24 protein-coding genes and 2 pseudogenes are annotated in these 25,147 nt (G+C 73.3%); 5 read left to right on the top strand and 21 right to left on the bottom strand.

All coding sequences use genetic code 11. The annotated features are described in order from the left end of the window. Positions 1-66 precede the first annotated feature (66 nt). Together eno and Actob_RS24240 are read left to right on the top strand one after the other, a co-directional pair. On the top strand, positions 67-1,326 hold the full coding sequence (gene eno / locus Actob_RS24245) for a phosphopyruvate hydratase (protein ID WP_284914098.1): 1,260 nt from the start codon (positions 67-69) through the stop codon (positions 1,324-1,326). A 136-nt stretch (positions 1,327-1,462) separates the two neighbouring features. Then, complete coding sequence (locus tag Actob_RS24240) at positions 1,463-2,086, top strand: hypothetical protein (protein ID WP_284914097.1); 624 nt, start codon at positions 1,463-1,465, stop codon at positions 2,084-2,086. Here Actob_RS24240 and Actob_RS24235 read toward each other — a convergent pair. From Actob_RS24235 to Actob_RS43910, 13 genes and pseudogenes are all read right to left on the bottom strand, one after another. Beyond that, a complete protein-coding gene (locus Actob_RS24235) occupies positions 2,077-2,871 on the bottom strand; it encodes a glycoside hydrolase family 16 protein (RefSeq protein WP_284914096.1) in 795 nt (264 codons plus the stop codon). The two genes, Actob_RS24240 and Actob_RS24235, sit on opposite strands and share 10 nt — an antisense overlap. Then, positions 2,868-3,965, bottom strand: a complete 1,098-nt coding sequence (locus Actob_RS24230) for a glycosyltransferase (protein WP_284914095.1) — start codon at positions 3,963-3,965, stop codon at positions 2,868-2,870. The genes Actob_RS24235 and Actob_RS24230 overlap by 4 nt, the downstream gene beginning before the upstream one ends. Further along, a complete protein-coding gene (locus Actob_RS24225; protein ID WP_284914094.1) occupies positions 3,962-5,092 on the bottom strand; it encodes a GNAT family N-acetyltransferase in 1,131 nt (376 codons plus the stop codon). The genes Actob_RS24230 and Actob_RS24225 overlap by 4 nt, the downstream gene beginning before the upstream one ends. Continuing rightward, positions 5,089-5,829, bottom strand: coding sequence for a Wzz/FepE/Etk N-terminal domain-containing protein (locus tag Actob_RS24220; RefSeq protein ID WP_284914093.1), 741 nt, complete (start codon positions 5,827-5,829; stop codon positions 5,089-5,091). Before Actob_RS24220 ends, Actob_RS24225 begins: the two co-directional genes overlap by 4 nt. Beyond that, positions 5,826-6,932 (bottom strand): glycosyltransferase, encoded by a 1,107-nt coding sequence (locus Actob_RS24215; protein WP_284914092.1) that lies wholly within the window; start codon positions 6,930-6,932, stop codon positions 5,826-5,828. The genes Actob_RS24220 and Actob_RS24215 overlap by 4 nt, the downstream gene beginning before the upstream one ends. Further along, a complete protein-coding gene (locus tag Actob_RS24210; RefSeq protein WP_284914091.1) occupies positions 6,929-7,645 on the bottom strand; it encodes a polysaccharide deacetylase family protein in 717 nt (238 codons plus the stop codon). The genes Actob_RS24215 and Actob_RS24210 overlap by 4 nt, the downstream gene beginning before the upstream one ends. After that, a complete protein-coding gene (locus tag Actob_RS24205; protein WP_284914090.1) occupies positions 7,635-9,125 on the bottom strand; it encodes a lipid II flippase MurJ in 1,491 nt (496 codons plus the stop codon). Before Actob_RS24205 ends, Actob_RS24210 begins: the two co-directional genes overlap by 11 nt. Next, complete coding sequence (locus tag Actob_RS24200; protein WP_284914089.1) at positions 9,122-10,417, bottom strand: O-antigen ligase family protein; 1,296 nt, start codon at positions 10,415-10,417, stop codon at positions 9,122-9,124. The genes Actob_RS24205 and Actob_RS24200 overlap by 4 nt, the downstream gene beginning before the upstream one ends. 3 nt (positions 10,418-10,420) lie before the next feature. Then, positions 10,421-11,800, bottom strand: coding sequence for an exopolysaccharide biosynthesis polyprenyl glycosylphosphotransferase (locus Actob_RS24195; RefSeq protein ID WP_284914088.1), 1,380 nt, complete (start codon positions 11,798-11,800; stop codon positions 10,421-10,423). Between the two features lie 127 nt (positions 11,801-11,927). Beyond that, positions 11,928-12,413: a CoA-binding protein gene (locus tag Actob_RS24190; protein WP_284914087.1), complete on the bottom strand. Its 486-nt coding sequence runs from the start codon at positions 12,411-12,413 to the stop codon at positions 11,928-11,930. A gap of 96 nt (positions 12,414-12,509) precedes the next feature. Further along, on the bottom strand, positions 12,510-13,022 hold the full coding sequence (locus Actob_RS24185; RefSeq protein ID WP_284914086.1) for a DsrE/DsrF/DrsH-like family protein: 513 nt from the start codon (positions 13,020-13,022) through the stop codon (positions 12,510-12,512). A gap of 14 nt (positions 13,023-13,036) precedes the next feature. Beyond that, a pseudogene (locus Actob_RS43915) lies at positions 13,037-13,201 on the bottom strand (TusE/DsrC/DsvC family sulfur relay protein); the annotation flags it as partial. Positions 13,202-13,212: 11 nt separating this feature from the next. Beyond that, a pseudogene (locus Actob_RS43910) lies at positions 13,213-13,415 on the bottom strand (type III sulfide quinone reductase, selenoprotein subtype); the annotation flags it as partial. Positions 13,416-13,530: 115 nt separating this feature from the next. Between Actob_RS43910 and Actob_RS24175 the strand changes: the two are divergent. After that, a complete protein-coding gene (locus Actob_RS24175) occupies positions 13,531-14,019 on the top strand; it encodes an adenosine-specific kinase (protein ID WP_284914084.1) in 489 nt (162 codons plus the stop codon). A 13-nt stretch (positions 14,020-14,032) separates the two neighbouring features. After that, positions 14,033-14,449, top strand: a complete 417-nt coding sequence (locus Actob_RS24170) for a PNPOx family protein (RefSeq protein ID WP_284914083.1) — start codon at positions 14,033-14,035, stop codon at positions 14,447-14,449. Between the two features lie 59 nt (positions 14,450-14,508). Here the strand turns inward: Actob_RS24170 and Actob_RS24165 are convergent, their stop codons facing one another. The 6 genes from Actob_RS24165 to Actob_RS24140 all read right to left on the bottom strand — a co-directional run bounded on the left by Actob_RS24165 (position 14,509) and on the right by Actob_RS24140 (position 22,271). Beyond that, a complete protein-coding gene (locus Actob_RS24165) occupies positions 14,509-15,564 on the bottom strand; it encodes a baeRF10 domain-containing protein (protein WP_284914082.1) in 1,056 nt (351 codons plus the stop codon). 29 nt (positions 15,565-15,593) lie between these two features. Continuing rightward, positions 15,594-18,299, bottom strand: a complete 2,706-nt coding sequence (locus Actob_RS24160) for a bifunctional acetate--CoA ligase family protein/GNAT family N-acetyltransferase (RefSeq protein WP_284914081.1) — start codon at positions 18,297-18,299, stop codon at positions 15,594-15,596. Between the two features lie 194 nt (positions 18,300-18,493). Then, positions 18,494-19,381 carry a universal stress protein gene (locus Actob_RS24155; protein ID WP_284914080.1) on the bottom strand — a complete coding sequence of 296 codons (888 nt, stop codon included), beginning with the start codon at positions 19,379-19,381 and terminating at the stop codon, positions 18,494-18,496. Positions 19,382-19,398: 17 nt separating this feature from the next. After that, positions 19,399-20,193: an ABC transporter permease subunit gene (locus tag Actob_RS24150; protein ID WP_284914079.1), complete on the bottom strand. Its 795-nt coding sequence runs from the start codon at positions 20,191-20,193 to the stop codon at positions 19,399-19,401. Positions 20,194-20,198: 5 nt separating this feature from the next. Continuing rightward, complete coding sequence (locus tag Actob_RS24145) at positions 20,199-21,089, bottom strand: ABC transporter ATP-binding protein (RefSeq protein ID WP_284914078.1); 891 nt, start codon at positions 21,087-21,089, stop codon at positions 20,199-20,201. 27 nt (positions 21,090-21,116) lie between these two features. Beyond that, positions 21,117-22,271 (bottom strand): site-2 protease family protein, encoded by a 1,155-nt coding sequence (locus Actob_RS24140; RefSeq protein ID WP_284914077.1) that lies wholly within the window; start codon positions 22,269-22,271, stop codon positions 21,117-21,119. 349 nt (positions 22,272-22,620) lie between these two features. On the opposite strand from Actob_RS24140, the gene Actob_RS24135 reads away from it, so the two are divergent. Beyond that, the gene (locus Actob_RS24135) at positions 22,621-22,875 is read left to right on the top strand and encodes a hypothetical protein (RefSeq protein WP_284914076.1); all 255 of its coding nucleotides are present in this window, start codon (positions 22,621-22,623) and stop codon (positions 22,873-22,875) included. Here Actob_RS24135 and Actob_RS24130 read toward each other — a convergent pair. Together Actob_RS24130 and Actob_RS24125 are read right to left on the bottom strand one after the other, a co-directional pair. Further along, a complete protein-coding gene (locus Actob_RS24130) occupies positions 22,857-23,552 on the bottom strand; it encodes a hypothetical protein (RefSeq protein ID WP_284914075.1) in 696 nt (231 codons plus the stop codon). The genes Actob_RS24135 and Actob_RS24130 overlap by 19 nt on opposite strands. A gap of 290 nt (positions 23,553-23,842) precedes the next feature. Next, on the bottom strand, positions 23,843-25,135 hold the full coding sequence (locus Actob_RS24125) for a serine/threonine-protein kinase (protein ID WP_284914074.1): 1,293 nt from the start codon (positions 25,133-25,135) through the stop codon (positions 23,843-23,845). Between the last annotated feature and the right edge of the window lie 12 nt (positions 25,136-25,147).

The following is a 25,147-nucleotide window of genomic DNA, read 5'->3' as shown; positions in this document are numbered from 1 at the left end:
CACACCTCGGGCTCTGGCTGGCAGAGTCGAAAGAGACGACCGTCGAGCTGTCGGAAGGGGCAGGACATGACGTTGACGATCGCCGGCCTTTCGGCCGTGGAAGTGCTCGATTCGCGAGGACGTCCCACCGTGGCGGTGACAATGGTGCTGCCCGGCGGCCGACGGGTGCGCGCCGGTGTGCCGTCGGGAGCGTCCACCGGCAGCCGTGAGGCCGTCGAGTTGCGCGACGGCGACCCGCACAGGTACGCCGGCCGAGGCGTTCGGCACGCTGTCGGCAACGTCCGGGGGGAGATCGCGGATCTCCTGGTGGGCCGAAAATTCGCGGACTTGGCCGCCGTGGACCGGGCGATGATCGATGCCGACGGCACCGGCACCAAGGCGCGACTCGGCGCCAATGCGATCGTCGGCGTCTCGATGGCTGCCGCGCGCGCCTTCGCCGTCCTGGCCGGCCTGCCGCTCTGGCGCTATCTGAACCCGCCGGGAGTCCCGCCGCGCCTACCGGTTCCACATTTCAACGTCGTCAACGGCGGTGCCCACGCACCCAACCGGCTCGATTTCCAAGAGTTCATGATCGCGCCGCTCGGGGCACCCAGCCTCACCGAGGCGGTCCGGGCCGGGGCCGAGATCTACGCGGCGCTGCGCCGCGGGCTGGCCGACAAGGGCTTCGCGACCGGGCTCGGCGACGAGGGCGGATTCGCCCCGGAGATCGACGCCCCCGAGGACGTCCTGACCACGCTGGTCGACGCCATCGCCGACGCCGGTTATCCGCCCGGCCGGGACGGGGTGGCGATCGCGCTGGATCCGGCCGCCAGCGAGTTTCACCGCGACGGCCGTTACCGCGTCGCCGGCGAGAATCTCACCAGCACCGACATGATCACCCGGTACGAAGCCATCGTGGACCGGTTCCCGGTGTGGAGCATCGAGGACGGCCTCGCCGAGGACGACCTGGACGGCTGGGTGCGGCTCACCGAACGCCTCGGCCACCGGGTGCAGCTCGTCGGGGACGACCTGCTGGTCACCAATCCCGCCATCGTCACCGAGGCGATCAGCCGCGAGGCCGCCACCGCCGCCCTGATCAAGGTCAACCAGGTGGGAACCGTCACCGAGACCCTCGAGACCATGCGGATCTGTCGCGACGCCGGCTGGGCGCAGATGGTCTCGCACCGTTCCGGCGAGACCGAGGACACGTTCATCGCCGACCTCGCCACCGGCACCGGCTGCGGCCAGCTCAAGACCGGAGCACCCGCCCGCGGCGAACGCGTGGCCAAATACAACCGGCTGATCGACATCGAGGCCGGTAACGACCTGCCGTACGGCCGAGCCTGATCTCCGCACGACAATGATCTCGTCGTCACGTTCTGGTCGTACACCCGGCGCCGGCCGGGCGCCGGACGGCGATCCGGCAGTCCGGTCGCTCTACCGCGCCGGAGCCGTCTCGGCGGGACTGGCGGTCGTCTCGTACGTGACGGCGCTGGTCATCGTCGCGAGCACCAGCTCGCCACCCACGTCGGGGGCTGCGAGCGTCCTGGAGTACGTCGAGCGGCACCGGACCCTCTACATCGTCAGGCAGTTGCTCTGGACGGTCCCCAGCGTGTTCCTGATGGTGGTCTTCCTCGCCCTCGCGGTGGCGCTGCGCTTCCGGAGCCGGGGTCTCGCGGCCGCCGGCGGGCTCGTCGCGGTCACCTCCTGGGCGGTGTCGCTCGCGTGGCCGACCACCGGGGACGGCTCGCTGGCCATGGTGCTGCTCGCCGACAGGTACGCGGACGTGAGCACCGCCGTGGACCGGGCACCGTTCGTCGCCGGCGCGGAACTGCTGATCGCGCTCAACGACGTGCCGGCCGTGATCGGGGTGCTGCAGACGCTCGGCATCCTGCTGATCTCGCTGCTGATGCTCAGGGGGCCGTTCGCTTCGGGTGTCGCGTGGCTGGGTGTGGCGACCGGCGCCACCGGGGTGATCGCGGAGGTGCTGCGGCCGGTGCTCGGCGGGGCCTACGCGATCTACGGCGTGCTGCTGTTCGGGTGGCTCGCCTGGATCGCCGGTGCCCTGTGGCGGCACGCGGCGGCCGTGGCTCCCGATCACCCCTGACGGCTCGGTGCCGTCGCCCACGCGCGGATGTAGTCGACCTGTTTGACCGCGGCACCGGTGCCCGGTTCGGGCGGGATGCGGGAGTAGACGGCCAGGTTGGAGATGAGAGCCGTCGGCGCGTCCGAGGTGGCCGTGGTGTGGCAGATCGCCGTGCCGTCGACGTACCAGGTGGTGCCGTCGGGCTCGATCGCGGCGCCGTAGGTGTGCCAGCCGCCGGCCGGGTGGAACGGCGGGCGCCACTCGCAGCGACCGCCCGCCCCGGAGAACTGGGTGCCGTAAAGCCGCAGCGGGTTGTCCGAGTAGTACTCGTACACGTCGGTCTCGGCGTGTCGGTCCACGCCGGGCGCCTGCCACGTCCAGAAGGCCGGCCAGAAGCCGCGGTGCGCCGGCAGGATCGCGCGTTCCTCCACGAACCCGTACCGGAAATGGGCCGCCGGGCTGCTGGTGATCAGGCAGGACGTCCAGGCGTAGCGCTGCCCGGAGAGCGGCGAGGTCACCGGTTCGCGACGGGCGGTCATGGTCAGCCGGCCGTCGCCGACCCGGCAGTTGGCGGCCTGGTTCCATTCGAGCTGCTCGTTGCCCGGGTTGCCGCGGCCGTCGTCCGGTTCCGCACTGGAACGATCGGCCCAGCGCGCCGGGTCGAGGGCCGTACCGTCGAAGTCGTCACCGAATATCAGGCGCCAGCCGCCGGGCGCGCCGAGCGGCCGGATGGTCTCCGCCGGAGTCGCGGCGCCGCAGCCGGACAGGACCACGCAGGTCAGCAGGACCAGCATCCGGCGGATCACTGGAGCACCTGCTCGGTGTGCGCCGCGAGTTGCTGATAGGTACGTCGCAGGTCGAACCGCGTGGCCTGCCGGGCCGCTTCGGCGCCCTCGGCGGCTCGGGCCGCCGGATCGCGCAGCCGCGTGATCAAGCCGTGTGCCAGCGGCACCGGATCGCCGGCGGCCACCAGTTGCCCGGCCCCGGGGCCGAGCGCCTCACGCAGGCCCGGCACGTCGCTGGCCACCACACCGCGCCCGGTGGCCATCGCCTCCAGCAGGGCCAGTGACAGCCCCTCCCACCGCGACGGCAGGGCGACGACGTCGGCGGCGGCCAGCCAGTCCCGTACGTCGTCGACCGCGCCGGCGAACGTGACGCCGGGCGTCGCCCGGGCATGTAGCGGCTCGGCGAGCTCGCCGTCACCGATCAGGGCCAGGTGGGCGTCCGGGCAGGCGTGCCGGACCGCCGGCCAGGCGGTCAGCAGTACGTCCTGCCCCTTCTGCCGGGTCAGCCGGCCGGGGCAGACCGCCAGCGGCACCCCGGCGGGAACTCCCAGCCTGCGCCGGGCGGCGGCCCGCTCGGTGGCGCCGGCGAGCCGGAACTCGGTCAGGTCCACGCCGTTGCGGATGATCGCGTACCGGCCACGGACGCCCCGCTGCCGGCCCTGCTCCGCCTCGTCCTCGCCGACACAGATCAGCAGGGCGGTGCGGCGGGCGGCGGCTCGCTCCCACGCCACGCAGGCCCGGCGCAGCGCACCGTCGACGGCCAACCACGACCAGCCGTGCGGCTGGAAGAGGATCGGCAGCCGCGGGACCGGCCACAGCCGGCCGGCCAGCCCGGCCTTCGACGCGTGCAGGTGCAGCACGTCCGGCCGTACCGAACGGATCAGCTCGCGCAGCCGGACGGTCTCGGTGAGCGAGCGGAAGCCGGGACCGCGGGTGGCGGCCCAATGCCGCCGGGGGATGCCCGCGCGGGCCAGGCCGTCGGCGAGCCGCCCACCGTCCGGGCAGGCGGCCGTGACCAGCCAGCCACGAGCGTGCTGGTCCTGGCAGGCGCCCAGGACGTAGCGGGCCACGCCGGCCTCGGTCGGCTGAGCCACGTGCAGCACGGTGATCGTCATCGCCGGAGCCGATCGCGCAGCGTGCGCAGCCACGGCGCGTGCCGTTTCGCGGCGGCCACGACGGCGCGCCCGGCGCGCACCCGGGCGGCGTAGCCGAGCCCGGCCACGCTCGCCGGCCGGACCAGCACGATCCGCTGGTTGCGCACCCGGCGCGGGCGCCACCGGTCCTTGTACGGCTCCTCGCCGCGCAGGAACCCGACCCTGGCCAGCCCGAGCCGGTGCGCCCGCGGCAGCGCGTCGGCCAGCAGCGTCATGGTCACGTCCAGGCCCTTGCGCAGCGCCGGGTCCACCCCGGACAGGTAACCGTCCAGCGAGTCGTGACTCACGAACATCAGGTGCGAGGCCATCAGCCGGTCCCCGGCCCGGTATTCGACCAGGGCGGCCTGCCCGGTGGCGAGCATCGCCGTGACCGCCCGGCACAGGTACGCCGCGAACGCCGGACTGACGTGCTCGGGGTCGATGCCCCGGCCGCGCCATTGCAGCTCGTGCAGCCGTAGCAGGTCGGCCACCGCCCGGTCCGCCTCGTCCGCCGTGACCTCGTGCGGCACCAGCCCGGATCGGTTCAGCGTGACCAGCCCGTGCCGGGCGGTGCGGCGCTGCTTCCCGGGAAGCTGGGCGAGGAAGCCGGTCAGCGGGAGCGCGGGCAGGTCCTGGCACACCGACGAGGCGAGCCGGTAGCGGCGGCCCGGCCAGGCATCCCAGAACGCCGTGCCGGTCACCGCGCCGGGCCGCGACTCGGGCAGGTCGACCGCCTGCCAGCCGGGCTCGGCGAGCAGCGCGGCCGCCAGGGCCCGCGCGGCGGGCCCGGCGACGTCGTCGGCGACCAGGACCTCGGTGTGGTCGGCGAGCGCGCCGCCCAGCGGCACCAGCACCCCGAAGGCGCCACGGCGGTCCAGCATCAGCGGGGCGGCGGCGACCAGCCGGCCGTGCCGGCGGACCACGGTCAGCCGCAGACGGCCCGGCCGGGCGTATCCCTGCCACCAGCCGGTCAGCCATCCGTGGCTCTGGAAGGCCGAAGCCGTGGCGCAGTGCCGGTACAGCTCGTCCCAGTCGTCGCGCAGATCCCGGAACGCGGCGTCGTCGCGGACCGTCTCGGTGGTCCATCCGGTGCCGGTCCGCGTGCTCATCGCTCGTCCTCCGATCCGTCCACGACGGCGCGTCCGACGGCAGGCGGCTCCGCGTCCAGGTTCGATGTCGGTGCCGGTGGTGGCATGGCGAACACCGGGATGGTGGCGGTCCGCGGCGACGGCGGACGCGCCATTGCGCGGGCGACGCGCTCGGGCGCCGGCCGGGGTGCCGGTTCGGGTCGCGGCGGCGGCTCGCCGCGAGCGCCGCCGCCCAGCGCGGCCAGCCCGCCGATGAGCAGCCCGGCGGCGGCCCCGACCGCCAGTTCCAGCGGCGGTTTCGGCGATGTGGGCCGGGCCGGCACGGTCGCCGGGGCGAGCACTGACAGCTTCACGGTGGTGGCCTTGCTGCGCTTGTTCGCATAGTCGGCGAGCGCGCCGGCCACCGCGTTGGCGAGGCCGGCGGTGTGCTGCGGGTCGCCGCCGGTGGCGACGATCTCGACGACGGGAGCGTCCGGCGAGGTGGACGACCGTACCGACGACAGGCCGGTCGGGTCGGACAACGCGCTGCGGGCGGTGGCGAGCACCGGCCCGCTGGTGGCGATCCGGCCGTACGCCTGGGCGAAGTTCAGTGCGGTCGCCGGGTCGTCGCGGGCGGTGGCCACCACGTAGGCCTTCGCGGTGTAGGTCGGCGTCTTCACCGCCGCGTACACCGCCCCGGCCGCGCCGCCGAGCAAAGCGAGCAGCACGATCAGGGCGATCCGCCGGAGCGTCCGGCGCCGGACCGATGACGAGTTCACGAGGATCTCCCTTCCGGGACCGGCGACACGACGCGCCGGTAGAGGTCCGCGACCGAGCCGGCCAGCCGCGCGATGTCGTAGTGCCCGACCACGTCCGGAACCGGCAGCCGGGCGCCGGCGCGCTCGCGGACCGCGGCGAGTCCGGCGGCCAGCGCGCCACTCAGCGCCTCGGGTCCGGCGATCCGCCGCCACCGGTCGCCGGGCGAGACGCCGTCCAGCGCCGGGCAGCACGCGTAGATCGCGGGCAGGCCGCTGGCGAGCGCCTCGATGACGGCCAGCCCGAAGGTCTCCTGCGGCGACGGGGACGCGAACAGATCCATCGCGCAGTACAGCTGGTGAGGCTCGGCGACTTCGCCGGTGACGACGAACCGGTCGGCCACGCCGTACCGCGCGGCCAGCTTCTCCAGCGCGGTGCCCGCCGGGCCGGCCCCGACGAGCAGCAACGTCGCCCCCGGCGCCCGGGCCAGGGCCGGGATCAGCAGGTCGAAGCGCTTGCCGGGGACGAGCCGCCCGACCGCTCCGATGACCGGGGTGTCCGGGCGGATGCCGAGGCGGCGCCGGGTGGTGCGGCGCAGGTGGGGGTCGAAGCGGAACTCGGCCGGGTCGATCCCGTTCGGGATCACGGTGATCCGGCGGGCGGGAACGCCCCACGCCGCCAGCCGCGCGGCGACCACCGCGGAGACCGCGATGGTCATCCGGCCCAGGCGCTCGGTGGCCAGGTAGAGCGCGCGGACACCGGCCGACGTGCGGCGGCCCTCGAGCACGCCGTCGCCGAGCGAGTGCTCGGTGGCCACGGCCGGCACGCCGGCCAGCCGCGCCGCGACCCGCCCGTACACGCACGCGCGGTACAGGTGGGTGTGGACGAGATCGAAGCCGCCGCCGCGGATCAGACGGACCAGCCGGGGTACGACCGTGACGTCCCGGTTGCTGGTCATGCCCACCTCGTGCACCCGGGTGCCGCCGGCGCGGAGCGCACGGGCGACCGCTCCCGGATGGGACAGCGTGACGACCTCACCGTCGACCGGCAGGCGGGGCAGCAGCAGGCGCAGCTGATGCTCGGCGCCGCCGGCGTCCAGCCCGCTGATCACGTGCAGCACCCTCATACCGGCACCCACCCGGTGGTCAGGCGGTGGCGGATCAGCTTCGCGTACAGGCGCGGGCTGGTGTCGTGGTCACCGACGAAGGTGCGTGGCAGGGTGAACGAACCGGTGGGCAGGTCGCGGCCGGCGGCGCAGGCGTACTCGTAACCGGCGGCGGCCACCGCTGCCGTCTCCCGGGGACCGGCGTCGCCGTACGGGTAGCAGAATCCGATCACCGGCTCGCCGGTCAGGGCCGCGAGAATCTGACGGCTGCGGCGTACCTGCTCGTTCAGTTGCGCGGGGTCGAGCCGGGGCAGGTGCACGTGGCACAGGTTGTGGGAGCCGATCTCCATGCCGGCGGCGGCTATCTCCCGCACCTGTCCGGCGGTCAGCAGTTCCTTGCGGGGGCCGGGTTCGTCCCAGGCGTTGCGCCCGCCGAGCGAGCCGGCGACGACGAACACGGTCGCGGTGAAGCCGTGCCGGCACAGGGCCGGCAGCGCCTGCGTGGCGAAGTCGGCGTACCCGTCGTCGAACGTCAGCCCGACCAGCCCGGCGCCCCGCCCGGCACGACGGGCGCGCAGCAGGTCGCGGACCGACACGCCGCGCCGGCCACGCCGGTCCAGCCAGCGCAGCTGTTCCTCGAACCGGCCGGGCCGCACGGTCACCCGGTACGGGTCGGCCCGGTACGCCTGCACCGAGTGGTACATCAGCACGAACGGCGCCGTCTCAGCCGGCATCGCGCAACCTCCATTCGTGGAATCCGGCCAGCCGCGCCGCGACGGCGAACACGGCCAGCACGACGAGGCCGCCGGCGAGCGCCTGCACCAGGGACGGCAGCCCGGTCGTCAGCCGCGCGGCGAGCAGCCCGGCGGCGCACGCGGCGGCCGCTGCCAGGACGAGCCGGCCCGCCGTCCCGGCGATCGCGTGCACCGAGATGGGCAGCACCCGGCGGTGCACTCCGATCAGCAGCAGCAGGGCGGTGACGGTGATACCGACGCCGTTGGCGGCGGCGATCGCGGGCGCGCCGAGGGCCGGCGCCCCGGCGGCGGCGAGCACGGCGGTCAGGCCCAGCCCCGCCGCCATCGCGGCGACCGGGTACCAGGTGCGCTGCCCGCCGGTGTAGAACGGCCGGGCGAGCACGCCGACGAACGCGTGCCCCAGCACCCCCAGCGCGTAGACGCGGGTGACCGTGGCGGTCGCGGCGGTGTCCGCGGCGGTGAACTGGCCGTGTTGCAGCAGGACGGCGATGACCTGTGGCGCGTAGGCGATCAGGAACGCGACCGAGACCAGGATCAGGGCGGTGACCGTACGCAGATCCGACTCGACTCGGCGGCGCGCCTGATCCACCTCCCCGGCCGCGACGTCGCGGGCCAGCGCCGGGAACGTCACCGCGCAGATCAGCAGCGCGATCAGCATCGGGATCTGGTCGATCTTCTGCGCGTAGTTGAGATGCGAGATGGTTCCGGGCGGCAGACCGGAACCGACGAAGCGTTCGACGAACACCTGTCCCTGCCGGGCCAGCGTGTAGGCGATCACCGGCAGCACCGCCCCGACGGTGAGCGCCGACCCGCCGAGCCGCCAGAACCGGGGCAGGCCGACGCGCCGCAGATACGACGGCACCTGGACGAGGACCATGAACAGCCCGCCCAGGGCGACCCCGGCGGCCGCGCCGACCACCCCGGCGCGGTGGTGCAGCAGCACCATCGAGCCGACGATCCCGAGGTTGTAGACCAGCGTCAGCGCGGCCGGGGCGCCGAACACCTGGTGTGCGCGCAGGGCGGCGCTCAGATAGCCGGCCAGGCCGAAGGTCAGCACGGTGAGGGCGGTCCAGCGGGTGCAGGTGACGGCCACGTCGTGAGTGGCCAGGCCGGGCGCGAGCACACGGACCAGCAGCGGCGCGGCGGCCAGCGCCATCGCGCACACGGTGACCAGCACGAACGTGATCCGGGGGAGGGTGGTGGCCACCACCGTACGGGCGTCGCCGTCGTGGGCCAGCGCGGCGCTGAACAACGGGATCATCAGCAGCGACATCGCGCCCTCCACCACCAGGACGTACGCCGTCTCCGGCACCGTCCACGCGACCAGGAACGCGTCGGTGCCGCCACCGGCGCCGAAGTAGCGGGCCAGCAGCAGATCCCGGCCCAGCCCCAGCGCGGTACCGGTCAGCGAGATCCCGACCGTGAGGACCGCCGCCCTGGTCAACGTCGCGGTGTTCATGCCGCCACCGCCACCGGCCGGGTGGCCGGGACGATGAGGGCGCGGCGCGCGGCGAGGCCGAGCAGCACCGCCAGCAGGACCGCTGCCGGCCCCCCGCCCAGGTCCCCGTAGACGAAGTCGATCAGGGTCCAGGCGATGATGCCGGGCGCTGCCAGGTCCAGGAAATGCTTCTCGGGCCCGGGCGAGACCCGGCGGAGCGAGCTCACCGCGAGCGCCGCCAGCAGCCCGCCGAACGCGAGCAGTCCGATGGTGCCCTGCTCACTGAGGACCTGCAGGTACTGGTTGTGAGCCGATTGCAGCGGCTCACGACCCATCCCGCTGGACGGGTCTCCGATGTCGCTGCCGGCCGACAGGGCCACCGAGGCGTAGGAGTCGCGGTACCCGGCGAAGTCCTTGATCCCGACGCCGAGCACCGGATGGTCGGCCCAGATGGCGGTCGCGGTCCGCCACAGCGCGTAGCGGTCCAGCACGGACTGGTCGGGGCTGCTGGCGGAGGTCGCGATGCTGGTGACGCGCTGCACGAACGTGCCGTTCGCGGCGTTGCCCCCGGCCGTCAGCGACAGCGTGACCAGTAACAGCGCCCCGGCACCGGCGACGCCGGCGGCCACCCGCCAGTTCGCCACGGCCAGCACCGCGAGCACGGCGACCGCGGTCGCGATCCAGGCGCCGCGGCTGAGCGTGAGCGCGAGCGGGACGAGCAACAGGCCGGCGAGAACGATCAGCAGCGGCCGGGCCGGCCCGTGCGCCGCAAGACCGAGGGCCAGGGCGACGACGATGCCGTAACCCAGCAGAGTGGCGAGCGCCATGATCGCCTCGGGTCCGAACGTGCCGATCGCCCGGACGTATTCGCCGGCGTACGAGGCGCCGGTCCCGGTCAGGTACTGGTGGACGCCGACGGCGCCCTCGGCGGCCGCGATCGTGACGAAGGCGCCCGCGACCACCCGCAGGTCGTAGCGATCCCGTACGGACAGTGCCACCGCCACCGGCACGAGCACGAAGATCTCGGCGTAACGGATGAAGCCGAACACGCTGGTGGACACGTCCGAGGCGGTCACGGTCGCCAGCGCGAACGACGCCAGCGCGACGCCGAACGGCAGCCACCCCCACCGGACGCCGGTGCGCAGGCCGGCGAGCAGCCGCACCGCGATCACCGCGACGAGCAGACCGGCGGCGACGTCGGCCGGGCTCAGCCGGGAGGTGGCCGGGTCACCGGTGGCGCCCGGCAGGCATGCCAGCAGCACCGTGCCGGCGATCAGCAGGCTCGGCCGCAGGTGCCGCTGACCGGTGCGCATGGCTCACCCCCGCGGCCGGTGCAGCATGCTGCCGAGGGTCCGCAGCATGATCTTCAGGTCGAGGCCGAGGGACCAGTGCTCGATGTAGTAGTTGTCGAAGCGCAGCCGGTCGGTGATCGAGGTGTCGCCGCGCAAGCCGTGGATCTGCGCCCAGCCGGTGATCCCGGCGGGCACCCGGTGCCGGTCCGGGTAGCCGTTGTAGACGTGCCCGAAGCGGTTCGCGAAGTACGGGCGCTCGGGTCGCGGGCCGACCAGCGACATGCTGCCGGTCAGCACGTTCACCAGCTGCGGCAGTTCATCCAGTGACGAGTTGCGCAGCAGGCGGCCGACCGGGCCGACCCGCGCGTCGGTGTCGATGTTCCAGCGTCGGCGGGACTCGGTCTCGTCGCCCGGCGTGAGCGAACGGAACTTGAGGATGGTGAACGGCTCGCCGTCGCGGGTCACCCGTTCCTGGCGGAACAGCACGGCGTGCCGCCCGGACTCCAGCTTCACCGCCAGCGCGCAGAGCAGCAACACCGGTGCGAGCAGCACCAGCGCGACGACCGCACCGACCACGTCGATCAGCCGCTTGAACCCCCACCGGCGCAGCTGCATCGGTTCCGGGCGCAGCCGGGTCAGCGGAATACCACGGACCACGTCCGCGCCACTGCTGCCGACCGCCAGCTCGTGCAGTCGCGGCACCACGTGGACGGTCACCCCGAGCCGGCGGCAGCGGCGCAGCCGGGCGACCAGTTCGCTGTCCGGCACGGCCGGGTAGGCCACGATCAGGTGCAGCGGCTGGTACCGCAGGACGGCCTTCTCCAGCTCCTCCACCGGAGCGAGCACCGGCATGTCGTGCTGGGCGAGGGTGCGCGGCCCGACGAAACCGACCGGGGTCAGCCCGCACGAGCGGTCCCGGCGCAGCGCGCCGGCGACCCGGACGGCCAGCTCGCCGCTGCCGACCACGATCGCGGCCCGGCCCGGGGAACTGCGGCGGTGCGCGTGCAGCAGGGCGTACCCGGTGGCCCGGGCGAGCAGAACCGCCCCGAGCAGGACACCGAGCACGGCCAGGTCCGGGCCCGGCGACGGGCCGATCAGGTGGATCGAGGCCGCGGTCAGCACGATGGCCAGGACCAGCCGGGGCAGGTCGTCGAGCACCGAGAAGTGCAGGCGGGTGCGGTAGAGACCGGCAGCCGCGAGGGCGGCGGGCAGGAAGGCCACCGGCCAGGGCGCCTGGGCGGCCCACACCACGGCGGTGACGGCGAGCCCGTCGAGGGCGAGCAGCACCAGGCTCTCACCGCTGCCGCTGTGCGCCTTGTGGATGGGCACGAGGCGGGGAACCCGGGCCGGCAGGACGAGGGTTCTGGTGAGGCTGAGATGTGCCGTGGTGCTGGGTCTGGACACGGTGCTTCCCGAGGTCGTTCCTACGCCAAGCGTCGCAGTGGCGTCCCGGTCACCGACAGGCCCGAAAGACCGTAGGGTCATCGACCTTCGTCACTGCGGTTGAGGGTCGTCCGGGCCCCGCGCCGCCTCAGGGGTTCTTGACGGTGCGGGGCACGTTGCCGGTGGCCGACAACACCAGGCGAGCGATCTTGTGCCCGATGTCGGCGGTCGGCTCGAACATGCAGGGGCAGCCGCCGTCGATGACCGACACGCCGTGCTGCCGGCCGTATTCGGTCGCCGGCGCGGACACGCTGCCGGCGCCCGGGCCACGGTGCATCCACACGTGCCGGATGCCCAGTTCGACGCACTCCCGCACGGTGGCGTCGGCGAGTTCCGGCCTGGTCCCGATCACGACCGCCTCGACATCGTCCGGGACCGAGGAGAGGTCGGGGTAGCAGCGATCGCCCTCCACCCGGTCGGCGTTCGGGTTGATCGCGTACACCTGGTAGCCGCGGTCCCGCAGCCGCTTGTACACGGCGTTGCTGCCGTGCCCCTGCGGGTTGCGGGACACTCCGGTGACCGCGATCCGCTTCTTGGCGAGGAACTCCGACGCGGCGTCCTTCATGGTGGTCATCGCCGTCTCCTTACTCATCGCGCCGTCATCACCCACCCAACCTGTGTCTCGCGCCGGGGCGGCGGCCAGGGCCGAACGTCCCGTCGCCGGCGGGCGTCAGATGAACAGCAGCTGGGCGCCGGCGGTCTTCTCGATGAAGTCGGACGCGTTGATGACGTCCTCGACGCCGTCGTAGAGGTCGTCGCGGGTCAGCCGCATCATGCCGGCGGACATCCGGCAGGCCCACAGGTGGCCGCCGGAGTCGACGATCTGGTCGAGGAATTCCGGCACCTCGGGCACGCCGATGGCAGCGATCTGGTCCTGCATGCGATGGGTGGCCAGCGCGGTCATCCCGGGTAGCCCGCCCAGGCCCTGGGGAAGGTGGGTGGCGGTGTTGCCGAGCATGGTGAACTTGAGGTCCGCCATCCGCGTCTTGGTGATCATGTCGAAGCCCCAGAAGGTGAAGAAGAGGTGTGTCTCCACGCCCTCGCCGAGGGCGGCATTGGCCAGCACCAGGGCGGGGTAGGCCATGTCGAGGTCGCCCTTGGAGCAGATGATGGCGAGTTTGCGGCCGGTGCTCCGCTCGTCGCCGAAGTCCGGGACGAGGGCCGGCGCGGCGTCGCTGGTCATGGTGTGACCTCCTGTCAGACGCAGCCGTGTGGCTTGGGCAGGCCGCCGATGTAGGCCATCTTCTTCGCCGGCTTCGTGAGGAAGAGCGCGAACAGCTCCTTGACCGGTATGCCGCCGGCGATCGAGACCCGGCGCAGTGTCGCGGTCTCGCCCTGCGCCGCGTAGTCACGGCGCAGGAAGTCGATCGCGGCTCGACGCCGTCGGCGATCAGCCGCTCGGTGGGCTTCGACACCAGCTTCGGGGTGTAGGTCCGGAACGGTACGAAAAGGAAGCCCGGCTGGTAGAAGTGCCGGTCCCCGGCCTCGACGACGGTGATCCGCCAATGGTCGCGGCGCAGTTTGTTGACCACCATGGTGCCCGCGGTCCCGCGCCCAGGACGAGTAGCCGACGCACCGTCACCACCTCCTGATACCCCCCCGGGGCATGTGCGAAGGGGGTGCGCCGGTAGGGACCTCCGGCCCTACGGGGGGTTCCTGCCCGACCCGAGACTGGAGAGGGGTGAGATGCCATGGGTATCGATTTCGACTTCGTCAACCTGCACAAGCCCGCGGACGCCAATGTCATCCTCGGCCAGGCGCATTTCGTCAAGACCGTCGAAGACCTCTTCGAAGTGATCGCCGGGACCGGGCCGCACCTGCGGTTCGGCATCGCGTTCTGCGAGGCGTCCGGTGCCCGCCTGATCCGGCACAGCGGCAACGACCAGGAGCTGCAGGCCAGCGCCTGCCGGGCCGCCGAGCAGATCGGGGCCGGCCACAGTTTCGTCGTCATGTTGCGTGGCGGGTACCCGGTCAGCGTGCTCAACGCCGTCAAGGCCGTGCCGGAGGTGTGCGGCATCTGGTGTGCCACCGCCAACCCGATCGGGGTCGTCGTGGCAACCGTCCAGGGTGCGCGTGGCGTCGCGGCAGTGCTGGACGGCGGCACGCCCCTGGGGATCGAAAGTGACGCCGACGCCGCCGAGCGGCACACGCTGCTGCGGGAACTCGGCTACAAGCTCTGACTCGGGAGGGGCCGTGCCGACCAGTAAGGACACCCACCACCACGAGGCGGTGCGGCAGTTCACCAAACGCGTACTGAATCCGGTGATGCGGACGATGGCGGGCCGGCGGCACTGGTATGCCGCGGCGCTGCACCACACCGGCCGCAACTCGGGCCGGGCCTACACCACCCCGGTGGTCGCCGAGCCGGTGCCCGGTGGCTTCCTGATCCCGATGCCCTACGGCAGCGGGGTGGACTGGCAGCGCAACCTGCGCGCGGCCGGCCGGGCCACGATCGACCTGCACGGGCGGCGTTCCACCCTCACCGGCTTCCAGGTGATCGGTCCCGACCAGGCACTGCCGCGGGTGCGGCCCGCCCGGCGCTGGGTGTGGCGGCGGCTGAACGTCAAGGACTTCCTCTACGCCGACGCGGTCTCCGATCAGCATTCGTGAACCGCCGTTCGCGCCGCACGCCGGGCCGCGGCCCGGCGTGCGGCGCGAACGGCGCCAGATCAGGGATGCAGCAGGGCTGCGACGCCCCCGCAGCCGGCCAGGGACTGGGCGGCCGTGCCGCCGACGAGGGTGACGGCACCGCCGGCGCGGTAGGTCCGCTCGATCAGCAGCTCGGCCAGGTCGGTTCCTGTGCCGTGCCGGGCGGAGCCGTCCAGCAGCAGACGCCGGATCCGGCCCTGCGCCGCGGCCCGCGCGGTATCGCCGGGCCCGGCAGTCGCCGCGCCACCGGCGTGTGCGGTGTCGCGAGCCGTCACGGCCAGTCGCACGTGCGTGTCCTCCCGGGCCACTCGGAGTTCGGTCGCCACGAGGGCGGCGATCCGGGGCACCGGCAGCCCGGCGGCGACCACGTGGTGGGCGGTGAGCACTTCGGTGTGCGGCAGGTGAGGCAGTCGCGCGACGAACGCCGCGACCAGATCGGTGTCGCCGGTCACCAGCAGATGCTCCCAGTCCGGGCGGGCGCCGAGCCGGGCGAGCCCGGAACCGCTGGCGGTGAGGAAGCGCTCCAGGTGGACCGTCCAACGCCGGTCCTGCCGGTCGCGCTGGGCGCCACCACGCCGGTTCGACGCCCGCGGCGGGGTGCCCGGCCGGTAGTCCGCGGCCCCCACCTGTTCGGCTTGCCCGAGCCGGTAATCCACCACCCGTACGCCGTGCCCGCTCACGGCGACGATCCCGGCCGGCGACGCCTGGCTGTACGCGGCGGCGAGTGGACCCAAGTACGCCGACTCGCCGAACCGGACGGTGTCCGTCAGCGCCGACTGCACCCGCATCAGGCGTATGTCCCCGCCGTCCACGGTGGCGAACAGCGCCCGGCCACGGCCCACCGTCGTGATGTCCAGCAGCGTCTTGAGCTCCGGTTCGAGCAGGTCGAGCCGGTGCCGCAGGGTGGCCGGAGCCCGCCGGCCCAGCTCGGCCAGCAGATGCGGGACGCCCACCTGCCAGGGCGCCGGAACGGCCGTCTCCCCGTGCGGACCGACGGTGACGTACACCGAGAGCACACCGGTGGGATCGTGCAGGCAAGCGAGATCGTGCAGGTCCTCTGCGCGGATCACGGACATCGGGTCACCTCCGCTGAGACCCTCTCAGCCTAGGAGGCCGCCCGGGTGCCGCGGACAGAGTCCAACGTCCCGCGTTCCGGCCGGGCCGGAGCGGCCGGCAGGGCGACCGGGGAGAGCCGGCGCAGGGTGGCGTCCGGTTCGGCGCCGACCGCGGCGAGCCGGATCCGCGCGTCGGCGACCAGCACCCCGTCCGGCCCGGCGAAGATCGGCGCGAGGTCCAGCTCGGCGATCTCCGGATGGTCCTCGGCCAGGCGGCCCAGCCGCAGCAGCAGATCCTCCAAGACGGACGTGTCGAGCAGCTGCGCCAGCCGGCGCGGGCCGGACGACGCCGCGGCTGGCAGATCCCGCCACATCCGGCCGGCGTCGAGATCGGTGAGCGGCACCAGGCGCGCGGTGTGCCCGGTCCAGCCGTCGTGCAGCCCGAGCCGTACCAGGGAACCGAACAGCGGATCATGCCGGATGCCGGCGGCCAGTTCGACCGGCGCCGCGAGTTGCCGCTGGAGCAGCACGCCGGTCGGCCCCGGGCAGTTCCCGATCACCGCGTCGAAGGCGTCCCGGACCGCGGCCGCGCTGGACAGGTCGCGCCGGACCGTTGTCACCCGATCCGGTGCCGGGTGAGCGGAGCGCAACACCACCGGAAAGCCGAGACGCTCGGCCACGGCGACCGCGTCGACTCCGGTCCGGGCCGCGGACGCCGGCACGAGCGAGATCCCGTACGCCCGGAGCAGCGCCGCGACCCGGATCCGCGGCAGCCAGCCCGGCCCGGTCGCCAGCGCCTGTGCGATCAGGGTCCGTGCCCGCGCCCGCTGGATGCCGGGCAGGTCGGGGTGCCGGCCCAGTGGCTGCCGTTGCCACCGCGCGTACCGCTGGGCATGCGCGAGGGCCCGGATCGCCGGCTCCGGCTGCGCGAAGACCGGCGCGCCCCGCGCCCCGAACCGCTGGATGTCGTCGTTGCTGCCGGTCAACACGGCCGCGATGGTGATGTCGGGATGATTGTCGACCACCTCGGCGAGGGCGGCCATCGTCCCCACCGAACAGTTGGCCCGGGTACCGACGATCATGAGCAGCAGGATGTCGGCCTCGCCGCTGTTCGCGATGGTCTCGGCGGCCGCCGCGATTGTCGCCGGGGTGGCCTCGATGCCGAGATCCACCGGGTTGTCGCGACCGCGGGGAAGCTGACGGCGGGTGTCGCGGCTGAGCGGCACCAGCGTGAAGCCGCCCGCCACGGCGTGGTCGGCGGCCAGCGCGGTCAGCCCACCGCCGTTGCCGACGATCGCCAGCCGGGTCCCGGCCGGCTGCGGCTGGCCGATCAGCATCCGCGCGGTGTCCAGCATCTCGTCGATGCCGGTGACCCGGATGACGCCCGCCTGGGTGAACAGGGCGTCCATCAACTCCGGGGTGGCGGCCTCGGTGTGCCGGGCGGCGAGCGATCGCCCGGTCTCCAACGCCAGCACCGGCTTACGGCGGCCGAGTGCCCGGACGGTGCGGGCGAACCGGCGCGGATTGCCGAAGGACTCCAGGTAGAGCGCGACCGCCTGGGTGTCCGGATCGTCGTACCAGTACGCGATCAGATCGTTGCCGCTGACGTCGAGCTTCTCGCCCAGCGACACGAAGCTGGAGATGCCGCATCCGCTGCGGGCGGCGTTCGCCAGCAGCGCGATGCCCACCGTCCCGGACTGGGTGGCGACCGCCAGACCGCCGGCCGGCGGCCGGATGGGGGACAGGCAGGCGTTGAGCCGCAGCTGCGCACCGGTGCCGAGCACCCCGATGCTGCTCGGACCGACCAGTCGTATGCCGTGCTCCCTGGCGATCCGCAGCATGTCGGCGCGCCGCTGCCGGCCGACCGGCCCGGACGTGCCGAACCCCTTGCTGAGCACGACCGCCGCCCGCACCCCTCGCTGACCCGCCTCCTTGAGCGCGCCGGGCACCAGCTCGGCACGCACCGTGATGACCGCCAGATCGACGGCTTCCGGCAGGTCACCGACGTGGCGATGGGCCGGGAGTCCGCAGACCGGACGGCCGGCTGGATTGATCGCGTACAGCCGGCCGGCGAAACCGTAGTCGCGCAGCGCCCGCAGCGTCTCGTGTCCGGCGGTGCCGTGCCGCTGCCCGGCGCCGATCACCACCACCGAGCGGGGCGCGAGCAGCGGGCGCAGCGAAGCCCGCTCGGCGAGCCGGTCCCGGGCGTCGACGGCCCGCTCGAAGGCGAACTGGTCGGTGAGATCGATGTTCAGGTCGACATACCCGGCGCGGGTCTGGGTGTGCGTGTGCTCGTGGAAATCATGGACCATCCGCAGCACACCGATGTTGCCGGGCAGCATCTCCCCGACGAAGTCGGTGATGCCGACCCGCTTCGCCCGGGCGGCCAGGTGTTCCAGCAGCAGGGTGCCGATGCCGCGTCCGTGGTGTTCGTCGGCGACGAACGCGGCGATCTCGGCCATCCGGCTGCCGGCGTCGAGGCGGACGCAGGAGGCGACCCCGATCAGTTCGGTGGCCTGCCAGGCGACGACGGTGAGCCGGTCCCGGGTCTCCGGCCGGCACAGCGAATCCAGCTCGGCGGCGATCGTCAGCCGGCCCGGCACGATGAAGAACCGCAGCAACAGGTTCTCCCGTGACGCCCCGGCATAGAGCCCGGCCAGCGCTCCCCGGTCGCCCGGCCGGACCGGCCGGATGGTGACGATGCCACCATCGGAGGCCAGCGCGTCGGCGCCGTCGGGATCGCTGATGATCGGCATACTCGTCATCGTCATCACGGCCTTCGCGTCCGGACGCCAACCTTCAGCGTCGCGCCGGCGCTGCCCCACCGGCCAGGGCCACGGGTCCCATCCTGCCGGGTAGGGCCGCCCGAGGGAAGCTCGAGACCGTGCCGCGTCGCCGACGGTAAGGGAACGGTTTCGTCGCGTGCGGACGAAGACGCGATGGCGGCGGCTCAGGCCGCGACCGGAACCCGGCGCACCACGGCGACCGGGCAGGCGGCACGGTAGGTCAGGTGCTGACTGACCGAACCGAGCAGCAACCCGGCGAAGCCACCGTGCCCGCGGCTGCCCACCACGACCAGTTGCGCGTCCTGCGACCAGTCGGTGAGCAGCTGCCGGGCCATCCCCTCCCGCACCTGCCGGCGGATACGCAGACCCGGATGCCGTTCGGCGAGGCCGGCGACCGCCTCGGCCAGCAGCCGCTCATGCTCGTCCGCACCGTGCCACGTCTCATAGCTGAGCGGCAGACCGTAGTCGAGCTCGCTGGCCTGGCCCGGCGTCCACGCGTGCAGGGCGACGAGTTCGGCCCCACGGCGGTCCGCCTCGTCGGCCGCGAACTCGCAGGCCGCCATCGAACCAGGCGAACCGTCCACCCCGACGACAACCGGCCCGTTGCCGGCCGCCCCACGGATCACCATGACCGGGCAGAGGGCGTGCAGGGCGGTGTGCGCGGCGACCGAGCCGAGCGTCATCCCGGCGAAACCGCCGGTGCCACGCGCGCCCAGCACCAGCAGGGCGGCTTCCTCGCTGAGCTGTAGCAGAGCCCTCGCCGGCGACCCGATGACGGTGAGCGGATCGCCGGGCAGATCGGGCGCCACCTTGGCAGCGTGCCGGGCCGCTTCCGCCAGGATCTCGGCGGAGGCGCGCCGCAGCGTCGCGTCCGCCGAAGCGGCCAGGCTGGGCGAGAACGGGACGCCGTTGGGCGGCCAGGCGTACCCGTGCACGATCTTCAGCGGACGGCGTCGCAGGGCGGCCTCGGCCGCGGCCGCCTCGACCGCGTGCAGCGCCGAGGCCGAACCGTCGACCCCGACGACGACCGGCGCGCCGGTATGGATGGTCATGATGTCTCCTCACACCTTCAGTGCGCGACCGAGATGTCCCGGCGCGCGAAACGGGGTGCCGCGGCGGCCACCAGCAGTACCGCCACCACCGGCATCACCAGGTGAACGGCCCGGAATCCGGCACCGATCGGTCCGCCGCTCATCGCCTGGTCGAACGGCGACAGCCACTGCCACGGCTGCACGGCCGTGACCAGTTCTCCGGCCACGTACAGCAGGTACGCGCCGACCGCTGACGCCGCGGCGACACCGATCGCCACGGCCCGCCGCCCGGTGACCGCGCCGACGGCCAGGGCGAGGAAGCCGAACTCGGCCGCCAGCAGCACCATCGCCAGCGTCGCGGACAACAGCGGGAACAGCCCGATGCCCAGCCCGAACAGCACCGACCCGGCCACCACCGCGGCGTACAGCACCGTGCCCAGCGTCAGCAGGCCGGTCAGCAACGCGGCCGCCTGGTAGGCGAGCAGGCCGGTGGTGGTCACCGGGGTCACCAGCAGCACGTCGAGGGTGCCGGCTTCCTCCTCGCCGGCGATCGCCCGGGCGCCGCGGCCGATCGCGTACGTCAGCAACAGCACCGGCACCAGGATGCTGAACAACTCCGTGTTGACGAACCCGGCGCCGGTGCCGAAGTCCTCGATGTCGAACAGCTTGCGCATCGCCTCCGGATAGTTCGCCAGGAACTGCCGCAGGTCGGGCATCTTGCCGATGGACGGCCACAGTGCCGTCTCCATCAGCACCATGAGGAACAGGCCGATACCCCACCCGATCAGCGAACGCCGCTGGTCGGCCAGGGCCCTGACGAAGACTGAGCGCATCCTATTCACCCCTGCGCGTCGTAGTAGCTGAGGAATACGTCCTCCAGGTCCGGTTCGTGCGTGACGATCTGCTCGACGCCGTACGGCGCCGCGACCCGCAGCAGCTCCGCGGTGTGGCCCTCGACGACCAGGTGGGCGGTGTGCCCGGTGACCGTGAGCTGCTGAACGGCGGCGACCTCGCGCAGGACGGCGTCCGGCGGGACACCGGCGAAGGTCAGATCGATCCGGCGGACCGCCTGCGCCTTCAGCTTGCCGACCTCCTCGACCACGGCGAGCCGGCCGCGGACCAGGATCCCCACCATGTCGGCGACCGCCTCGACCTCGTACAGGTTGTGCGAGGAGAGAAAGACGGTCTGCCCCCGATCCCGGGCCTCACGCACCAGGCCGAGGAACTCCCGCTGGATCAGCGGGTCCAGACCGGCGGTCGGCTCGTCCAGCACCAGCAGGGCCGGCGTGTGCATGAACGCCTGCACGATCCCGACCTTCTGCCGGGTGCCGTGCGACATCGCGCCGATGCGGACCGTCAGGTCCAGGTCGAGGCGGTCGGCGAGGGCCCGGATGGTCCCGTGGTCCGGGCCGCCGCGCAGGTGCCCGAGGTAGTCCAGGTAGGCCGCCGCTGTCATTCGTGGATAGCCGGCGAAGTCACCGGGCAGGTAGCCGATCCGCCGCTGGGCTTGCTCCCGCTCGCGGACCACGTCGTGCCCGCCGATCTCGGCCCGGCCGCCACTGGGTCGCAGCAGCCCGGCCAGCAGCCGGATCGTCGTGGTTTTTCCCGCGCCGTTCGGACCCAGGTAGCCGAAGACCATGTCGGACGGCACGGTCAGATCCATCGCCGACAGCGCCGGCCGGCCGTGGTACGTCTTGCTCAGCTGCCAGGTCTGTATCGCGATGCCCACGAGGCCCCTCCTCACCAGTGATACGGATCAACCGACCGTGCTGACGTCGACCCGGCCGGCCGGTGCGACCCCGAGCTGGGCCACCCCCACCAGGCGGGCGACGTCCCCGGTGGTGAGCACCCCGCACGGGCGGTCCTGCTCGACCACCACCAGCAGCCGCGCCGGGTTGTTCAGCGCGCCGACCACGCCCAGCAACGGTTCGTCCGGGTGCACGGCGCGCAGCCGGGCGCGTGGCGCCATCACCTCGGCCAGCCTGGTGATCACCCGGTGCTCCGGTGGTACCGCCATCAGCGCGTCGACGGTGACCAGGCCGGCGAGCCGGCCGTCCAGGTCGACGACCGGATAGCTCTGGTGCGGGCACAACCGTGCGGTGTGCGCCACGAACTCGGTGACGGTGTGCCCGGCGTACCCGCAGACCGCCGGGCGGGACATGGCCGCGCGTACCGGCACGCCCCGCAACTGCTCACTCACCACGGCCGTGGCGAGTTCGGCGCGGGCGGCGAAGCTGAGATACCAGCCCAGTACGATCAGCCACAGCCCGCCGGTGGCGGTGTAGCCGAAGACCAGGACCACCCCCAGGCCGGCCAGGACCAGGCCGAGCAACCCGCCGGCCCGCGCGCCGGCCCGTCGGGCCGCGGCCCGGTCGCCGCGGCTCCACCACACGATCGCGGTGAGGATCCGGCCGCCGTCCAGCGGCGCGCCGGGCAGCAGGTTGAACACCGCGAGCACCAGGTTGGCCACGGCCAGCCAGGAGCAGCCGAGCCGGGGCAGGTCCGAGCCGAGCAGCCCGGCCGGGATCGTCGCGGCGGCGAACAGCCCGGCGGCGGCCAGGCTGGTGACCGGCCCGGCCAGCGCGGTGAACAGCTCCGCCCGCGGATGGCTGGCCTGCTCGTCGAGCGTCGAGACGCCGCCCAGGGCCCACAACGTGATCGACTGGACCCTGATCCGGTAGTGCTGCGCGACCAGCGCGTGCGCCAGCTCGTGCCCGACCAGAGCGGTCAGGAACAGCACCGCCATCCAGCCGGCGGTCAGCCAATAGGCGACCGTGGGGTACCCGGCCGCCGCCGCGGGCAACTGGACCGCGGCCAGGCTGTAGGTCAGCAGGAAGACAATGACCAGCACGGACCAGTGGACACCCACCGGAATCCCGCGGACCGTGCCGAGCCTGATGCTCTGCCGCATGGCGGCCACCTTCTTCGCGTCGAGTTCCCGCGTCGCTCACCGCCAGCGTCCCGCCGGCCGGTTGGGAGAGGCCAGGGCCGTAGGTCCCGCCGGCCCGGACAGAGGGGTCATCGGGTACGGCCTGGGCAGCAGCGCCCGGGCGATGGTCTGACCGCCTGGGGACCGGGGCCGCGCGGCGGTCCGGCGTGGATGGGTGCGACGCGACGGGGACGGGCGGGACTGTGCTCCGGGCGTACACGAGGCGGGTTTTGATGTTTGTGGGGATCGGAGGATCGAGGCGGGAGCCGTGGCGCGGATGGCGGCCTACTCTGGTGGTGAGACTCGGGGGCTCCGAAGCGGAGGTGGCCCGGTGGACAGCGACAGGGACCAGCGAGAGTTCGATCGGATCGTCGCCCGGCTGGTCGACGACTTCCCCGGCCTGGCGGGCCGGCGTCCCTGGCCGCGCCGGGTCCGGATCACCGCTGCCGTGCTCGGCGGGCTGTTCTGGGGGCTGCTCTCGGTCGCGATGGTCGCCTGGGGAGCGGCCGGTGTGGTGCTGACCATCCTCGTGGGCGTCGCCACCGTCGCCTTCCTGCTCGCCGATCACTATCGCCGCGGCCGCTGACCGGGCGGTTCGCCCGCTGCCTCCGGGACTCCCGGAGCGAACCGGGGTGCCAGCTCATCGGCGGCCGTCGCCAGCGCCGCCAGTCCGCTGTCGAACCCCCTGTCGCGGCTGAGCCGGTTGGCGATCCGGCGGGCGTCGAGTTCCAACGCCCGGAAAGTGCCGTCGTCGAGCTGGCGGGCCAGCCGCATCCGAGTGGCCAGCACCGCTATCGGATCCCGGCGTCCGCGGCGCGCGGCGGTGCGCAGGGTCAGCAGCCGGGCGGCACCCCAGGTCCGGACGACCCGGGCGGCCCCGGCCGACGCGGCCAGCACCGCCTCCGCATCCCAGCCGTCGACGGCCAGCTGCCGTTGGACCCGGTCCCGATACTGGTGAGCGAACAGCGCACAGATCCGGTCCGGGCCGCCGTTGCCGCCGAAGTGCGCGAGCCAGACGGTGACGCCGGCAGCGGTTCCGGTCAGTTGATCCGGCGAGGGCCGGCCACCGACGACGCGAATGGTGTCGGACGGCGAGAGGGCCGCTCGGATGCCGGCCAGTACGGCCTCCGCACCCCGGCTCGGCGAGTGGCGCAGCACGGCCAGGTGCCGCAGGACCAGCATCCGACGGAGCAGGTCGGTGCGATCGCAAGCGGACAGTTCCGCCGCTTGCCCTGGAAGTGTCATGGTCGCCGGGTACGTCATGCCGATCCCCTCCCCGAAGTGCTGGGCCTGCACTCATCCTCGGCCGGGCGGGGTACGGGCGGCAGAGCCGAAGGTCGGATCATCAACGGACATCCGTGCCAGCCGGAAGCCGGTAGACCCGGGACTCGCGCGGGCGGAAGCCCAGCCGCTCGTAGAGCCGTATCGCCGCCCGGCGCGACGGCCGCGAGGTGAGGTCGACGGTCCGGGCCCGAGCTGACGATGACGGTTGCGGCAGCAGGTGGCCGACGGCCTCGACCAACTCCGGGGGACGTCGTGGACGATCTCGATGCTCATGGCTGGACACCTTCGGCCGGCGGGGTCGTGGTCGTTGGAGTCGTGGTGGCCGTGGCTGCTGGCCGGCTGCTGGCCGGTGGCCGGCTGCTGGCCGGCGGCGGGCTGCTGGACGGCGGCGGGCTCGACGGTGATGGGCTGCTGGCCGGCGACCGGCTGGTCGACGGGTGCGGCGTGGACCGGCGTGGGCGAGGGGCGGTGCTCGTCGCCCCGGTGGTCGGGGAGTCCTCGGTGGGAGTGGCCGACGGAGGCCGGTGGCTCGCGGACGAGGTCGACGTGGACGGTTGCGGGGCTCCGGGGAACCAGCCGAACGGGTCGGCGAAAGCCAGCGCCGTGCCGGTCGCGAGCAAGGTCAGCAGGGCGGCCAGCACGGCCAGCAGGAGCCCGCGACGGCTGCCCGTGGGGGGCGGGGCGTCCGGCGTACCGTAAACGCTGTCCCGGGGAAGGACGACCGTGACGTCGCCGCCTGCCGCGACGCCCGCGGCCCGGTCGGCGGCCGTGGCCATCGCCGCCGCCGACGGGAAGCGATCGGCCGGATCCTTGGCCAGCGCGGTGGTGATCACGGCGCGCACCGCCGCCGGGACGTCCGGGGGGAGTGGGGGCGGCTCGTCGTGCAGGTGCTGCATGGCGACGGCGACCGGGTTGTCACCGAGGAACGGCGGATGCCCGGCCAGACAGTGGTAGCCGACGACACCCACCGCGTACACGTCCGCGCCCGGGCCGACGGGGCGCCGGGCTACCTGCTCGGGCGCCATGTAACCGGCGGTGCCGACCACCTCGCCCACCCCGGTGAGGGTGGCCGATCCGGCCGAGCGGGCGATGCCGAAGTCGACCAGGACCACGGAACCGTCCGGCTGGATGATCAGGTTGGCGGGTTTGACGTCCCGGTGCACGATGCCGGCCTCGTGGACCGCCTGCAACGCCCGGCCCACGTGCGCGACGATCGACATCGTCTCGGCCGGGCCGAGACGGCCGCGCTCGGCGAGCCGCTCGTCCAGCGGCTGCCCGTGCACCCGGGCCATGACCAGATACGCATCAGCGCCGGACTCCTGGCCGTAGTCGTAGACGTCGACGACGCCCGGATGGTGCAGGGCGGCCAGGGCATGTGCCTCCTGGCGGAACCGGATCTGGAACTGCGGGTCGAGGGCCCGGTCGGCGCGTAGCGTCTTGACCGCGACCGGCCGGTTCAGCGCGGTGTCGGTGGCCTGCCAGATCTCGCCCATGCCACCGGCGGCGATTGGGTCGTCGAGCCGGTAGCGGCCGGCGATCAGGTCGCCGGGTGCGTGTGGCATCGCGAATCTCCT

This window comes from Actinoplanes oblitus (assembly GCF_030252345.1).
Classification (GTDB): Bacteria; Actinomycetota; Actinomycetes; order Mycobacteriales; family Micromonosporaceae; genus Actinoplanes; species Actinoplanes oblitus.
Note: the sequence above shows the minus strand (reverse complement) of the source record. Positions and strands in the feature narration are given on the sequence as shown.

Bases quoted from the DNA above. Each gene is read 5' to 3' on its own strand.
- eno (WP_284914098.1), top strand. From the start codon at position 67: ATGACGTTGACGATCGCCGGCCTTTCGGCCGTGGAAGTGCTCGATTCG.
- Actob_RS24230 (WP_284914095.1), bottom strand. From the start codon at position 3,965: ATGACGATCACCGTGCTGCACGTGGCTCAGCCGACCGAGGCCGGCGTG.
- Actob_RS24225 (WP_284914094.1), bottom strand. From the start codon at position 5,092: ATGAGCACGCGGACCGGCACCGGATGGACCACCGAGACGGTCCGCGAC.
- Actob_RS24215 (WP_284914092.1), bottom strand. From the start codon at position 6,932: ATGAGGGTGCTGCACGTGATCAGCGGGCTGGACGCCGGCGGCGCCGAG.
- Actob_RS24210 (WP_284914091.1), bottom strand. From the start codon at position 7,645: ATGCCGGCTGAGACGGCGCCGTTCGTGCTGATGTACCACTCGGTGCAG.
- Actob_RS24205 (WP_284914090.1), bottom strand. From the start codon at position 9,125: ATGAACACCGCGACGTTGACCAGGGCGGCGGTCCTCACGGTCGGGATC.
- Actob_RS24200 (WP_284914089.1), bottom strand. From the start codon at position 10,417: ATGCGCACCGGTCAGCGGCACCTGCGGCCGAGCCTGCTGATCGCCGGC.
- Actob_RS24190 (WP_284914087.1), bottom strand. From the start codon at position 12,413: ATGACCACCATGAAGGACGCCGCGTCGGAGTTCCTCGCCAAGAAGCGG.
- Actob_RS24185 (WP_284914086.1), bottom strand. From the start codon at position 13,022: ATGACCAGCGACGCCGCGCCGGCCCTCGTCCCGGACTTCGGCGACGAG.
- Actob_RS24175 (WP_284914084.1), top strand. From the start codon at position 13,531: ATGGGTATCGATTTCGACTTCGTCAACCTGCACAAGCCCGCGGACGCC.
- Actob_RS24165 (WP_284914082.1), bottom strand. From the start codon at position 15,564: ATGTCCGTGATCCGCGCAGAGGACCTGCACGATCTCGCTTGCCTGCAC.
- Actob_RS24160 (WP_284914081.1), bottom strand. From the start codon at position 18,299: ATGCCGATCATCAGCGATCCCGACGGCGCCGACGCGCTGGCCTCCGAT.
- Actob_RS24155 (WP_284914080.1), bottom strand. From the start codon at position 19,381: ATGACCATCCATACCGGCGCGCCGGTCGTCGTCGGGGTCGACGGTTCG.
- Actob_RS24150 (WP_284914079.1), bottom strand. From the start codon at position 20,193: ATGCGCTCAGTCTTCGTCAGGGCCCTGGCCGACCAGCGGCGTTCGCTG.
- Actob_RS24140 (WP_284914077.1), bottom strand. From the start codon at position 22,271: ATGCGGCAGAGCATCAGGCTCGGCACGGTCCGCGGGATTCCGGTGGGT.
- Actob_RS24130 (WP_284914075.1), bottom strand. From the start codon at position 23,552: ATGACGTACCCGGCGACCATGACACTTCCAGGGCAAGCGGCGGAACTG.
- Actob_RS24125 (WP_284914074.1), bottom strand. From the start codon at position 25,135: ATGCCACACGCACCCGGCGACCTGATCGCCGGCCGCTACCGGCTCGAC.